The sequence below is a fragment of the Ramlibacter paludis genome (assembly GCF_022012305.1).
In the GTDB taxonomy this organism is placed as follows: Bacteria; Pseudomonadota; Gammaproteobacteria; order Burkholderiales; family Burkholderiaceae_C; genus Ramlibacter; species Ramlibacter paludis.
The window spans coordinates 71,738-84,388 of the sequence record NZ_JAKLTM010000006.1 but is presented as its reverse complement, the minus strand read 5'-3'; the positions used below and the strand labels follow the sequence as shown (position 1 = coordinate 84,388).

11 protein-coding genes are annotated in these 12,651 nt (G+C 69.1%); 7 read left to right on the top strand and 4 right to left on the bottom strand.

The window, feature by feature from the left end; all coding sequences use genetic code 11:
- Nucleotides 1-114: 114 nt before the first annotated feature.
- Nucleotides 115-1,413: an MFS transporter gene (locus LZ009_RS19975; RefSeq protein ID WP_275699732.1), complete on the top strand. Its 1,299-nt coding sequence runs from the start codon at nucleotides 115-117 to the stop codon at nucleotides 1,411-1,413.
- Here the strand turns inward: LZ009_RS19975 and serB are convergent.
- Nucleotides 1,367-2,092 (bottom strand): phosphoserine phosphatase SerB, encoded by a 726-nt coding sequence (gene serB / locus LZ009_RS19970; RefSeq protein ID WP_275699731.1) that lies wholly within the window; start codon nucleotides 2,090-2,092, stop codon nucleotides 1,367-1,369. The genes LZ009_RS19975 and serB overlap by 47 nt on opposite strands.
- Nucleotides 2,093-2,145: 53 nt before the next feature.
- Here serB and LZ009_RS19965 point away from each other — a divergent pair, with 53 nt between their 5' ends.
- Together LZ009_RS19965 and LZ009_RS19960 are read left to right on the top strand one after the other, a co-directional pair.
- Nucleotides 2,146-2,787 carry a LuxR C-terminal-related transcriptional regulator gene (locus LZ009_RS19965; protein ID WP_275699730.1) on the top strand — a complete coding sequence of 214 codons (642 nt, stop codon included), beginning with the start codon at nucleotides 2,146-2,148 and terminating at the stop codon, nucleotides 2,785-2,787.
- 144 nt (nucleotides 2,788-2,931) lie between these two features.
- Entirely contained in the window at nucleotides 2,932-3,705 is a 774-nt protein-coding gene (locus LZ009_RS19960) for a Crp/Fnr family transcriptional regulator (protein WP_275699729.1), read from the top strand.
- Nucleotides 3,706-3,741: 36 nt separating this feature from the next.
- Here LZ009_RS19960 and mfd read toward each other — a convergent pair whose 3' ends face one another.
- Nucleotides 3,742-7,185, bottom strand: a complete 3,444-nt coding sequence (gene mfd / locus LZ009_RS19955; RefSeq protein WP_275699728.1) for a transcription-repair coupling factor — start codon at nucleotides 7,183-7,185, stop codon at nucleotides 3,742-3,744.
- A gap of 91 nt (nucleotides 7,186-7,276) precedes the next feature.
- Between mfd and ispD the strand changes: the two genes are divergently transcribed.
- Both ispD and ispF read left to right on the top strand, forming a co-directional pair.
- Nucleotides 7,277-7,972: a 2-C-methyl-D-erythritol 4-phosphate cytidylyltransferase gene (gene ispD / locus LZ009_RS19950; RefSeq protein WP_275699727.1), complete on the top strand. Its 696-nt coding sequence runs from the start codon at nucleotides 7,277-7,279 to the stop codon at nucleotides 7,970-7,972.
- On the top strand, nucleotides 7,969-8,445 hold the full coding sequence (ispF, locus tag LZ009_RS19945; protein WP_275699726.1) for a 2-C-methyl-D-erythritol 2,4-cyclodiphosphate synthase: 477 nt from the start codon (nucleotides 7,969-7,971) through the stop codon (nucleotides 8,443-8,445). The genes ispD and ispF overlap by 4 nt, the downstream gene beginning before the upstream one ends.
- Nucleotides 8,446-8,551: 106 nt before the next feature.
- On the opposite strand, the gene LZ009_RS19940 is transcribed toward ispF, so the two are convergent.
- Entirely contained in the window at nucleotides 8,552-10,009 is a 1,458-nt protein-coding gene (locus LZ009_RS19940) for a sensor histidine kinase (protein ID WP_275699725.1), read from the bottom strand.
- 118 nt (nucleotides 10,010-10,127) lie between these two features.
- Complete coding sequence (gene ompR, locus LZ009_RS19935) at nucleotides 10,128-10,859, bottom strand: osmolarity response regulator transcription factor OmpR (protein WP_169419489.1); 732 nt, start codon at nucleotides 10,857-10,859, stop codon at nucleotides 10,128-10,130.
- Nucleotides 10,860-11,054: 195 nt separating this feature from the next.
- On the opposite strand from ompR, the gene LZ009_RS19930 reads away from it, so the two are divergent.
- Together LZ009_RS19930 and LZ009_RS19925 are read left to right on the top strand one after the other, a co-directional pair.
- On the top strand, nucleotides 11,055-11,756 hold the full coding sequence (locus tag LZ009_RS19930; protein WP_275699724.1) for an SIMPL domain-containing protein: 702 nt from the start codon (nucleotides 11,055-11,057) through the stop codon (nucleotides 11,754-11,756).
- A 54-nt stretch (nucleotides 11,757-11,810) separates the two neighbouring features.
- Nucleotides 11,811-12,629: a metallophosphoesterase family protein gene (locus LZ009_RS19925; protein WP_275699723.1), complete on the top strand. Its 819-nt coding sequence runs from the start codon at nucleotides 11,811-11,813 to the stop codon at nucleotides 12,627-12,629.
- The last annotated feature ends 22 nt before the right edge of the window (nucleotides 12,630-12,651 follow it).

The following is a 12,651-nucleotide window of genomic DNA, read 5'->3' as shown; positions in this document are numbered from 1 at the left end:
GCTCCTCTTGTCAATGTGCGCGCCACCATAGTGGACGCGGGTGATCCCCCCGCTCGTGGTAAGCCCTAGGTGTGGTGCGCCAGCCCCAGCACCGTGATCGGTTCCAATCGGTGCATGGAGCCCGCGACGCGCAAGGACATTGAATCGCCTTATGCCTGGTGGCGGCTGGCCGTTTCGCTGCTGCTGATGACGATCGGCGGCTCCGGCATGTATTCGATCACGGTGGTGTTGCCGCGCATCCAGCAGGACTTCGGCGTCGCGCGCGGCGATGCGTCGCTGCCCTACACGTTGACGATGGTGGGCTTCGGCATCGGCGGGATCGCGATGGGTCGGCTCGCGGACCGCTTCGGCGTGATGGCGCCGGTGTTGCTGGGGGCGGTGGGCCTGGGCGCCGGCTTCATCTTCTCCGGCCTCGCGCCCAACCTGGCAATGTTCTGCCTCGTGCAAGGACTGTTCGTCGGCGTGCTGGGCACGTCGGCCACCTTCGCGCCGCTCGTGGCCGACACCTCGCAATGGTTCGACCGCCGCCGCGGCATCGCACTGGCCATCTGCATGAGCGGCAACTACACCGCCGGCGCGCTGTGGCCGCCGGTGCTGCAGCACTTCATCGCCGACCACGGCTGGCGCGCGACCTACATCGGGCTGGGCATCTTCTGCATCGCCAGCATGCTGCCGCTGGCCCTGGTGCTGCGCAGGCGGCCGCCGCCGCAGGCGCCGGTGGTGGCCCCCGCCGCATCGGCGGGCACCGCCACGGTCACCGGCACGGCGGCGGCGCGGCCGCTGGGCCTGCATCCGAACCTGCTGCTGGCGCTGCTGTGCGTCGCGGGCGTGTCCTGTTGCGTGGCGATGTCCATGCCGCAGGTCCACATCGTCGCCTACTGCGGCGACCTCGGCTTCGGCGCGGCGCGCGGCGCCGAGATGCTGTCGCTGATGCTGGCCATGGGCGTGGTGAGCCGGCTGGTCTCGGGCTGGATCTCCGACCGCATCGGCGGGCTGCGCACGCTGCTGCTCGGCTCGCTGCTGCAGGGGCTGGCGCTCCTGATGTTCCTGCCGTCCGACGCCCTGGTGTCGCTCTACGTGGTGTCGGCGCTGTTCGGGCTGTTCCAGGGCGGCATCGTGCCGGCCTATGCGCTGATCGTGCGCGAGTACTTCCCGCCGAGCGAGGCGGGCGCCCGGGTCGGCACCGTGCTGATGGCGACGCTGTTCGGGATGGCGCTGGGCGGCTGGCTGTCGGGAGCGGTGTTCGACTGGACGGGGTCGTACCGGGCGGCGTTCCTCAACGGGATCGGCTGGAACCTGCTGAACCTGGGGATCGTGTCGTTCCTGCTGTGGCGGGCGAGGGCTGGGTCCGCCCAGCGGCCCCAGCTCAGGGGCGCACGACTTCCAGCAGCCGATCCAGCCCACCCGCGTTGATCGCCACCATCGCCTGCTCCCGCACCGTCGGCTTGGCGTGGTACGCCACGGACAGGCCCGCCTCGCCCATCATCGGCAGGTCGTTGGCGCCATCGCCAACCGCGATGGCCTCCTTCGCGGAAATGCCCAGCCGCGCGCAGGTTTCCAGCAGCATCTTGCGCTTTTCCGCGCCGTCGCAGATGTCGCCCCATTCCTGGTCGACCATCCGCCCGGTCAGTTCGCCGCAGTTGGCGCCGGAGCGGACCTCCAGCACGTTGGAGCGCGTGAAGTCGATGCCCAGCCGGTCGCGGATGCGGTCGGTGAAGAAGGTGAAGCCGCCCGACACCAGCAGCGTCTTCAGCCCTGCCGCTTGGCAGGCTTTCACCAGCGCCTCGGCGCCCGGGTTCAGCTGCAGCCGCTCGGTGTAGACCTGCTCCATGTCGGCCACGGTCACCCCGCGCAGCAGCGCCACCCGGCGGCGCAGGCTTTCCTTGTAGTCCGTGATCTCGCCGCGCATCGCGGCCTCGGTGATGGCGGCCACTTCCGCCTTGCGGCCCACCGCGTCGGCGATCTCGTCCACGCATTCGAGATTGATCAGCGTGGAGTCCATGTCGAACGCCGCCAGCTTGAAGTCGGCCAGGTTCAGCGGCGGCTTGAAGCCCTGGATCACCAGGCCGGGGGAGATTTCTTGCGAAGGCATGCCGGAATTGTCGCATCGGCCTAAGATGCCACTAACGCCCAGAGGACAGCGGCATGCACTCGGTCCTCATCATCGACGACCACGACATCGTCCGTCTCGGACTGGAGGCACTGTTGTCCCGTTGTCCCGACCTCACCCTGGCGGGCTGGGCCGACAACCTGCAGTCGGGGCTGGCGCAGATCCACCGGCAATGCCCGGCGCTCGTGATCAGCGACATGGGCCTGGGCGATTCCCACGGGCTGGAGACGGTACGGGCGCTCGCGCAGGCGCAGGGGACGCGCCGCCTGCTGGTCGTCACCATGCAGGACGAGATGCTCTACGGCGAGCAGGCATTGGCCCTGGGCGCCAACGGCTACCTGATGAAGGGCAGCGTGCAGGCCAACCTGGTGCCGGCCGTGCTGACCATCCTGCATGGCGGCACCTGGACCAGCCCGCGGCTGAACGCCCGCATGGTCGACCGCTACCTGCGCCGCAACACCGGTGCCAAGGCGCGGGCGGAGGAGGGCGTGTCGTCCCTGAGCGCGCGCGAGCTGCAGGTGCTGGAGCTGCTGCGCAGCGGCAAGACGACCAAGGAAATCGCCGACCAGCTGCAATTGAGCAGCCGCACGGTCGACATCCACCGCGCCAACATGAAGAAAAAGCTCAAGCTGCGCACCGGCGCGGAGCTGATCGCCTTCGCATCGCGCCGCGCGTGACTCCGGCCATCCTCCCAAATACGGAGGCACCTTAGGTACAAGTACATAGGGGGTGCTGCTCGGCCGTGCCCATCATTGGGTTCCATGGTTGCAAGAACCCCGCCGCGCCGGTGCGCAGAGCGGGGGTGCAGGAAGGGGACTCGGATGGATGCCATTGCCGTGGGCGCGCGCAGCGCCGCGCCCGGAAGGAACGCGTTTGCCTGGGTGGCGCCCGCGACGGCGGACTCGCCGGCCAACCGGCCCGCACATGCCAGCCTCTGCATGACCTGCCCGGTGCGGGCCCATTGCCTGGGCGCCGTGGCGCCCCAGGCGGGCACCCACGAGCTGCTGTCGGTGCTGGCCGGCCGCCGGCTATTGCCCGCCGGCGAGGCGATCGTGCTGCCGCGCGGCGGCGTCTGCGTGGTCCGCCGCGGCTCCCTCAAATCGCTCACGTTGGGCACCGACGGCGGCCAGGCGCGCTGCTTCCACTTTCCCGGCGAGGCCGTGGCGGCGAGCAGCGAGGTCGGCCTGCCGATCGTCGCGCTGGAAGACACCGAGCTGTGCGTGATGCGGACCGCGCTCAGCGACGGCGCCGTGCGGCCGGACAACGCCTGCCTCGGCCGCTTGTGGGACATGACCAGCCGCGACCTGCTGCGCGAGCGCGCCCAGGCGGCCGGCCTGGCGGCGCTGTCGCCGGTGCGGCGCATCACGGCCTTCATCGCCGACACCGCGCAGCGGGCGCGGGTGGTGGGCGCCACGCCGCGCATCCTGCAGCTGAACCTGTCGGCATCGGACATCGCGTCCTACCTGGGCGTGCCCAGCGACACGGTGCGGCGGGTGCTGGGCGTGCTCGCCCGGCGCGAGGTGCTGCTGCTGGCGCGGCGGCATTTCATCGTGGTGAACCACGAGTTGCTGCAGTTCGCGGCGCGGCAGGACTGACGCCGGGTCCCCGCCCGCGCGGGAATGACCGGCACGCTACGCTGGCTCGGTCAGTTTCGGTTGCCCCAGCGACTTCAGCACGTCCCGCACCATCTGCGCCCGGTCGCGCACTTCCACCAGCGACTTCTCGATGCGCAGCTTGTCGTTGCCGGCCAGCTTGATGTGCTTGTTCTTCTGCACCAGCTGGATGATGGCCAGCGGCTCGATCGGCGGGTTGGGCTTGAAGGTGATGTGGATCACCGTCGGCGCCGCATCGACCTTCACCACGCCGTAGGGCCGCGCCAGCACGCGCAGCCGGTGCACGTCGACCAGCGTCTGCGCCTGCGGCGGCAGCTTGCCGAAGCGGTCGACGATCTCCTCCAGCAGCCGGTCGATCTGGTCCACGTTCTTCGCGGTCGCCAGCTTCTTGTAGAAGGACAGGCGCAGGTGCACGTCGCCGCAGTAGTCGTCGGGCAGCAAAGCGGGCGCGTGCAGGTTGATGTCCGTCGCCACCGACAGCGGCGCCAGCAGGTCCGGCTCCTTGCCGCTCTTGAGTGAGCGGACGGCCTCGGCCAGCATCTCGTTGTACAGCTGGAAGCCGACCTCCAGCATGTTGCCGCTCTGGTTCTCGCCCAGCACCTCGCCGGCGCCGCGGATTTCCAGGTCGTGCATCGCGAGGTAGAAGCCCGAGCCGAGCTCCTCCATCTGCTGGATCGCATCGAGCCGTTGCGCCGCCTGCTTGGTCAGGCCCTCGACGTCCGGCACCATGAGGTAGGCATAGGCCTGGTGGTGGCTGCGGCCGACCCGGCCGCGCAGCTGGTGCAGCTGCGCGAGGCCGAACTTGTCGGCCCGCGCGATGACGATGGTGTTCGCGCTCGGCACGTCGATGCCGGTCTCGATGATGGTGGAGCAGAGCAGCACGTTGTACTTCTGCGCGATGAAGTCGCGCATCACGCGTTCCAGCTCGCGTTCCGGCATCTGGCCGTGGGCGACGGCGATGCGGGCTTCGGGCAGCAGGCGCTCCAGCGCCTCGCGCCGGTTCTGGATGGTCTCCACCTCGTTGTGCAGAAAGTAGACCTGGCCGCCGCGCTTCAGCTCGCGCAGCACCGCCTCGCGGATCACGCCGTTGCCCTCGTTGCGCACGAAGGTCTTGATCGCCAGGCGCCGCTGCGGCGCGGTGGCGATCACCGACAGGTCGCGCAAGCCTTCCAGCGCCATGCCCAGCGTGCGCGGGATCGGCGTGGCGGTGAGCGTGAGCACGTCGACCTCGGCGCGCATCGCCTTCACGGCCTCCTTGTGGCGCACGCCGAAGCGGTGCTCCTCGTCGATGATCAGCAGGCCCAGGTTCTTGAACCTGGTCTTCTGCGAGAGCAGCTTGTGCGTGCCGACCACGATGTCGACGCTGCCGTCCTCCAGGCCCTTCATCGCGGCATTGATCTCCTTGGTGGAGCGGAAGCGGCTCATCTCGGCGATCTTCACCGGCCACTTGCTGAAGCGGTCGACCAGCGTCGTGTAGTGCTGTTCCGCCAGCAGCGTGGTCGGCGCGAGGAAGGCGACCTGCTTGCCGCCGGTGACCGCGATGAAGGCCGCGCGCAACGCGACCTCGGTCTTGCCGAAGCCGACGTCGCCGCAGACCAGCCGGTCCATCGGGTGCGGCGACACCATGTCCTGGATCACCGCGTGGATCGCCGCATTCTGGTCCGGCGTCTCGTCGAAGCCGAAGTCGTTGGCGAATGTCTCGTAGTCCTGCGCCGAGAAGCGGAACGAATGGCCGGCGCGCGCGGCCCGGCGCGCGTAGAGGTTCAGCAGTTCGGCGGCGGTGTCCCGCACCTGTTCGGCCGCCTTGCGCTTGGCTTTCTCCCACTGGCCGGAGCCCAGGCGGTGCAGCGGCGCTTCGTCGGCGCCGACGCCGGTGTAGCGGCTGATCTGGTGCAGCTGGCTCACCGGCACGTAGAGCGTGGCCTTGTCGGCGTATTCCAGGTGCAGGAACTCGGTGCTGCCCTGGCCCACGTCCATGCTCATGAGGCCGCGGTACCTGCCGATCCCGTGCTGCGCGTGGACGACCGGGTCGCCGACGTTCAGCTCCGAAAGGTCCTTGATCAGCGCATCGACGTCGCTGACCTGTTCCTGCTTCTTGCGCCGCCGCGTGGTCGGCGCGCTGGCGAACAGCTCGGTCTCGGTGACGAGGTCGATGGCCTCCTCGGTCCACGAGAAGCCGCTCGCGAGTGCCGCGGTGGCAATGCCCAGCTTCTCGTCGCTGGCCATGAACTCGGCCAGCGAGTCGAAGGCGGGCAGGGTGAGGTGGCTGGCGCGCAGGAAGTCGAGCAGGCTCTCGCGCCGGCCGGCGCTCTCGGCCAGCACCAGCACCTGGTTCGGCGTCTTCTCCGCGTGCTGCTTGAATCGCGCGAGCGGATCCTCGGCCCCGCGCACGACCGACAGGTCCGGCAGCGGCTGGAATTCGGCGAAGTCGGTGGCCGAGCCGGTCGCCTTGAGCGCCAGCTGCGCATGTTCGTTGGCGCGCGTGTAGAACTGCTCCGCGCTCAGGAACAACGCCTCGGGCGGCAGCACCGGCCGCTCGGGGTCGCCTTGAACGAGGCGATAGCGATCCTTGGTGTCCTGCCAGAAGCGCTGGAAGGCGGGCTCCAGTTCGCCGTGCAGCACCACGGTGGATGCTTCGCCCAGGTAGTCGAATACCGTCGCCGTGTCTTCGAAGAACAGAGGCAGGTAGTACTCGATGCCGGCGGTGGCGACGCCGTTGCCCATGTCCTTGTAGATGCGGCTCTTGGTCGGGTCGCCTTCCAGCAGTTCGCGCCAGCGGCTGCGAAAGCGCGCGCGGGCGTCGTCGTCCATCGGGAACTCGCGCCCCGGCAGCAGCCGCACTTCGGGCACCGGGTACAGGCTGCGCTGCGAATCGGGATCGAAGGTGCGGATCGAATCGACCTCGTCGTCGAACAGGTCGACGCGGAAGGGCACCGCCGATCCCATGGGGAACAGGTCGATCAGGCCGCCGCGCACCGCGTATTCGCCAGGGCTCACGACCTGGGTCACGTGGTTGTAGCCCGCCAGCGTGAGCTGCGCCTTCAGCCGCGCTTCGTCGAGCTTCTGGCCCTGCTGGAAATGGAAGGTGTAGCCGGCCAGGAAGCTGGGCGGCGCGACGCGATAGAGCGCCGTGCTGGCCGGCACCAGCACCACGTCGGCTTCGCGCTGCAGGATGCCCCACAGCGTGGCCAGGCGCTCGCTGATCAGGTCCTGGTGCGGCGAGAAGGTGTCGTAGGGCAGCGTTTCCCAATCGGGAAAGAGCGCCACGCGCAGCTCCGGGCCGAAGAACTTCAGTTCCTCCTGCAGGCGCTGCGCATCGTTCGCGTCGGCGGTGACGATGGCCGTCAGCCGCTGCGCCGCGTGTTCGCGCTGGGCCACGCGGGCGAGCAGCAACGCGTCGGCCGAGCCGGCGGGCCGCGGCAAGGTCATCCGGCGTCCGGGGGTGAGCTTGGGTAAATCCATGAAGCCGTAAAGAAAATGCAAAACACCCCGCTCTTGAACAAGGCGGGGTGTGCAAGCATTGTAGGCATAGAATGATTTCGACGGGACGGATATGAACCAGCCAGCTACCCCAGCGCGTTTCTTCGCGCTCATCCCCTGTGCCGGCAACGGCAGCCGGGCCGGCACGGCCGGCCCCAAGCAGTACGAACGTGTCGGTGGCCAGCCCATGGTGTGGCACACGCTGTCGGCGTTTGCCGGCGTCAAGCGCATCGCCCGCACCCTGGTGGTCGTCGCGCCCGGTGACGGCTTCTTCGAGCGCAACCCCACCACCTCGGCGCTCGTCGTGCCCTGTGGCGGCGCGACGCGCGCGGCCAGCGTCAGCAACGGCCTGCGCGAGCTGCGCCGCGCCGGCGCGGTCGACAACGACTGGGTGCTGGTGCACGACGCGGCCCGCTGCCTCATCACGCCGGAACTCATCGACCGCCTGATCGACACCTGCCTGAACGACGAGGTCGGCGGCCTGCTGGCGCATCCGCTGGCCGACACGCTCAAGCTGGGCGAGGGCGGCCGCGTGGCCGGCACCATTGCCCGCGACGACAAGTGGCAGGCGCAGACGCCGCAGATGTTCCGCCTGGGCATGCTGCGGCAGGCGCTGGAGGCCGCGGGCGACAAGGTGACCGACGAGTCGAGCGCCATCGAGTCCATGGGCCTGAAGCCGCTGCTGGTGGAAGCCGGCGGCCAGAACTTCAAGGTGACCTATCCGGAGGACTTCGCCATGGCGGAGGCGGTCCTCCGCGGCCGCCGATGAAGTTGCGCGTCGGCGAAGGCTGGGACACGCACGCCCTGGTGCCGGGGCGCAAGCTGTTGCTGGGCGGCGTCGAGATTCCCTACGACCGCGGGCTGCTGGGGCATTCGGATGCCGACGCCTTGCTCCATGCGATCACCGATGCCTTGCTCGGCGCGGCGGGGCTGGGCGACATCGGGCGGCATTTCCCGGACACCGACGAACGCTTCAAGGGCGCGGACTCCATCGTGCTGCTGACCGAAGCCGCGCTGCGCGTGCGCCAGGGCGGCTGGAAGATCATGAACGTGGACAGCACCATCGTGGCCCAGGCGCCGAAGCTGGCGCCTCACATCGACGCGATGCGGACGCGGATCGCGCAGGCGCTCGACCTCGCGCCGGCGGAAGTGAACGTGAAGGCGAAGACGGCGGAGAAGCTGGGGCCCGTGGGTATGGGGCAGAGCATCGAGGCGAGGGCGGTGGTGTTACTCAACGCTTGAGCGTCCCCGCAGCCTTGTCATCCCGGGCTTGACCCGGGATCCAGCCCCAGCGGTCGTTCAGGCGACCGGTGATGGATTGCGGGTCAAGCCCGCAATGACAGGTTCATCAAACCGTCGCTTCCTTCACCACCGGCACGCCGCCCCCGGGCACCGGCGGCATCATGCGCGGCCGCTGCAGCTTGATGTGCGCGGCCAGCCCGCCCGAGGTGGTGTTCGCCAGCGCGAAGATCCCGCCCATGCGCTGCACCGTCTTGTCGACGATTGCCAGGCCCAGGCCCGCGCCGGTGGCTGCGGTACGCGCAGCATCCCCGCGGAAGAAGGGCTTCACGAGATTCGGCAGCGCCTCCGGCGACACGCCCATGCCGTGGTCGCGCACCTTCAGCAGCACCCATTCGTTGCGCGCACGGGCGGCGATGTCGACCACCGCGATGCCGGTTTCCGGTGTCTTGCCGTAGCGCCGCGCGTTCTCCAGCAGGTTGGAGATGACGCGCGCGAGTTCGACTTCGTCCGCCAGCACCTGCACGTTCTTCGGCAGGTCGAGGTTGACGCGGATGTCGCCGTGGTCCTCGATCGCGTACATGCAGGCTTCGATCACGTCGTTCAGCACCACCGGCTTCAGCTCGGCGTGGTCCGGGCGGGCGTAGTCGAGGAACTTGTCGATGATGGCGTCGAGCTGGTCGATGTCGGCGGCCATGTGGTCGCGCGCATCGGCGTCGACCACGCTCATCTCGGTCTCCAGCCGCAGGCGGGCGAGCGGCGTGCGCAGGTCATGCGAGATGCCGGCCAGCATCACCGCGCGGTCCTGCTCGATCTTGGCCAGCTGCTGCGCCATGCGGTTGAAGCCGATGTTCACCTCCCGGATCTCGGAGGTCACGGCCTTCTCGTCGAGACGCGAGGCGTCGAAGTCGCCGTCGCGCACGCGGCTGGCGGCAAACGACAGCTGCTTGAGCGGCCGGTTGATCAGGCGCGCGATCACCGCGGCGCCCGCCAGCGACAGCGCCGCCGCCGTGATCAGCCAGACCAGCCAGGTCTTGCCGCCCACCTGCGAGAAGCGGGCCTTGTCCAGCAGCATCCAGTAGTCGTCGCGGTCGATCTTGAAGCCGATCCACAGGCCTTCCTCGCCATTGACGCTGCTGCCCATGACGGTGCCCGAGCCCAGGCGGCTCACCAGCTCGTCGATGATGCGGCGGTCCATGGCGCTGCCGGCCAGCGGCGCGTACTTGTCGCGCGGTTCGCGCGGCAGGATGCGTACGCCTTCCTGGTCGGCCAGGGTCTTGATGAGCGAGACCCGGGCGATCGGGTCCGCATGCACCAGCGCCGCGCGGCTCAAGTTGACCAGCGAGGCGATCTGCTGGGCCGTCTGCACCGCCCGCGGCTCGAATTCGAGCGCGCGGAAGGTCTGCAGCCAGGCCACGATGGAGCCCACCAGCAGCAGCGACAGCAGGAAGAAGGTGCGCCAGAACAGGGAGAGGCCCACGCGGGGCCGCATTTCCAGGGGCGCTGGCGCGGTCTCCAGCGGCGCGGGGCCGGTGGGTTCCACGTGGTTCTGGGAGGCGCGGATCATTGAAGAATGACGAAATGACGCCGGCTGCGCCGGACATGACGGAATGACAAGGGAGCAGTCATTTCGTCATTGAAGCGCAGCGAAGTCATTCTGTCATCCGCTGCGCAGCGCGAACGCATCAACCCGCGCCGTCCGGCACGAACACGTAGCCCACGCCCCACACCGTCTGGATGTAGCGCGGCGAGGCCGGGTCGGCTTCGATCAGCTTGCGAAGGCGCGAGACCTGCACGTCGAGGCTGCGGTCGAAGGGTTCGAACTCGCGGCCGCGGGCCAGCTGCGCCAGTTTTTCGCGCGACAGCGGCTGGCGCGGATGCCGCACCAAGGCCTTGAGCATGGCGAATTCGCCGGTGGTCAGCGGCAGTTCCTCGCCGTTCTTGCGCAGCGTGCGGGCGCCGAGGTCGAAGGCGAAGGGGCCGAAGGACACCACTTCGTTGTCGGAAGAGGGCGCGCCGGGGGCTTCCTGGGCCGGGCGGCGGCGCAGCACGGCATGCACGCGGGCCAGCAGCTCGCGCGGGTTGAAGGGCTTGCCCAGGTAGTCGTCGGCGCCGACTTCCAGCCCGACGATGCGGTCCACGTCCTCGCCCTTGGCGGTGAGCATGATGATGGGCGTGCGGTCGTTGGCGGCGCGCAGGCGCCGGCAGATCGACAGGCCGTCCTCGCCGGGCATCATGAGGTCGAGCACGATCAGGTCGGCCGTTTCGCGCAGCATCAGGCGGTTGAGCGCCTTGCCGTCTTCGGCCAGGATGACTTCGAAGCCTTCCTGCGTGAGGTAGCGGCGGAGCAAGTCGCGGATGCGTGCGTCGTCGTCGACGACCAGGATCTTGTCGGTCCGTGCTGCGGCTTGGGTCATGGTTCTCCGGAATCCAATTTGTAACAGCGACGATTCTGCACAGCGCGGCAACCGGATTCCCGGAATCCGGCCTTTGCTTTTCACAGTGTTACAAATGTTGCCCCACGGGGGCCGCCTTCACACGGTTAGGGTCTCCCGCAGGCCCTCCGGGGCCGTTGAGCAGCGTGCCAATCCACAAAAGAGAATGCGAATCCCATGACATTGAAAGCGATGCTGGCGGCTTGCGCCCTGGTCGCCGGCGCGGCCGGCCTGTCCGCCCAGACCCTGCCGCCCCCGCAGAACGTCCTGCAGCTGCAGGCCTCCGGCACGGTGGAAGTGCAGCAGGACCTGCTGACGATGAACCTCACGACGGCGCGCGACGGCGCCGACCCGGTGCAGGTGCAGGCGCAGCTGAAGGCCGCCCTGGACGCGGCCCTGGCGGAGGCGCGCAAGACGGCCCAGCCCGGCCAGATGGACGTGCGCACCGGCAACTTCGCGCTCTATCCGCGCCATGGCCGCGACGGCAAGATCAGCGGCTGGACCGGCAGCGCCGAACTGGTGCTGGAAGGCCGCGACTTTCCGCGCATCACCCAGGCGGCCGGCCGCATCCAGACCATGACGCTGGGCGGCATCGCCTTCGGCCTGAGCCGCGAGGCCCGCGCGCGGGTCGAGACCGACGCCCAGACCCAGGCCATCGAACGCTTCAAGGCCAAGGCCGGCGAACTCGCCAAGGGCTTCGGTTTCTCGGGCTACACCTTGCGCGAGGTCTCCGTGAACGCCAACGAGCCGGGCTACATGCCGCGCCCGCGGATGATGACGGCGCAGGCCAAGGCCGCCGACAGCGAGAGCGCGGTGGCGGTGGAGCCGGGCAAGAGCACGGTGGTCGTCACCGTATCCGGGTCGGTTCAGCTGCGCTGAAGCAGGGCCCGGTCTGACAAGCGCGGCCGCGCGCCGCCCCTATGCTCGCGGACCATGACGGTCCTGCTGCATATTTCCGACACCCATTTCGGCACCGAGGACGCGGCGGTGGTGGCCGGCGTCCAGAAACTGGTGCGCGAGCACCGGCCCGACGCCGTCATCCTGAGCGGCGACATCACGCAGCGCGCGCGCAGCTCGCAGTTCGCCGCCGCGCGCAAGTTCTGCGACTCGCTGCGGGTGCCGCGCCTGCTCACGCTGCCGGGCAACCACGACCTGCCGCTGTACAACGCGGCGGCGCGCCTGCTCTCGCCCTACGGCAACTACAAGAAGTGCTTCGGCGACGACCTGGAGCCCGAGCTGGAGTTCGGCGACGTGCTGGTGGTCGGCGTCAACACGACGCGGCCCAAGCGGCACAAGGACGGCGAGGTGTCCAAGGAACAGGTGGAGCGCGTGGTGCAGCGGCTGAAAGGTGCGCGCGCGGACCAGCTGCGGGTCGTGGTGACCCACCAGCCGGCCTGCGTGATGCGCGAGAAGGACGAACCGGACCGGCTGCACGGCGGCGAGATGGCCCTGCAGGCCTGGGCCCGCGCCGGCGCCGACCTGGTGCTGGGTGGCCACATCCACCTGCCGTACGTGGCCGACCTGGCCGCGCGCCCGCAGCAGCCGACGCCGCGGCGCACGTATTGCGTGCAGGCCGGCACCGCCGTGTCGCAGCGCACGCGCCATGCGGTGCCGAACTCGCTCAACGTGATCCGCTGGGAGCCGCCTTCAGCAGGCGGCCAGCGGATGGTGCGGGTGGAACGCTGGGATTACGACGTGGTGGACGCGCGCTTCGAAGAGACGCACGTCCACGAATTGAAGCTGGGCGACTGAGCCAGGGTCGCTTCGACGACGC

Coding starts and splice junctions, on each gene's coding strand:
- LZ009_RS19965 (WP_275699730.1), top strand. CDS start 2,146: ATGCACTCGGTCCTCATCATCGACGACCACGACATCGTCCGTCTCGGA.
- LZ009_RS19975 (WP_275699732.1), top strand. CDS start 115: ATGGAGCCCGCGACGCGCAAGGACATTGAATCGCCTTATGCCTGGTGG.
- ompR (WP_169419489.1), bottom strand. CDS start 10,859: ATGACCCAAGCCGCAGCACGGACCGACAAGATCCTGGTCGTCGACGAC.
- ispD (WP_275699727.1), top strand. CDS start 7,277: ATGAACCAGCCAGCTACCCCAGCGCGTTTCTTCGCGCTCATCCCCTGT.
- LZ009_RS19960 (WP_275699729.1), top strand. CDS start 2,932: ATGGATGCCATTGCCGTGGGCGCGCGCAGCGCCGCGCCCGGAAGGAAC.
- ispF (WP_275699726.1), top strand. CDS start 7,969: ATGAAGTTGCGCGTCGGCGAAGGCTGGGACACGCACGCCCTGGTGCCG.
- LZ009_RS19930 (WP_275699724.1), top strand. CDS start 11,055: ATGACATTGAAAGCGATGCTGGCGGCTTGCGCCCTGGTCGCCGGCGCG.
- serB (WP_275699731.1), bottom strand. CDS start 2,092: ATGCCTTCGCAAGAAATCTCCCCCGGCCTGGTGATCCAGGGCTTCAAG.
- LZ009_RS19925 (WP_275699723.1), top strand. CDS start 11,811: ATGACGGTCCTGCTGCATATTTCCGACACCCATTTCGGCACCGAGGAC.
- LZ009_RS19940 (WP_275699725.1), bottom strand. CDS start 10,009: ATGATCCGCGCCTCCCAGAACCACGTGGAACCCACCGGCCCCGCGCCG.
- mfd (WP_275699728.1), bottom strand. CDS start 7,185: ATGGATTTACCCAAGCTCACCCCCGGACGCCGGATGACCTTGCCGCGG.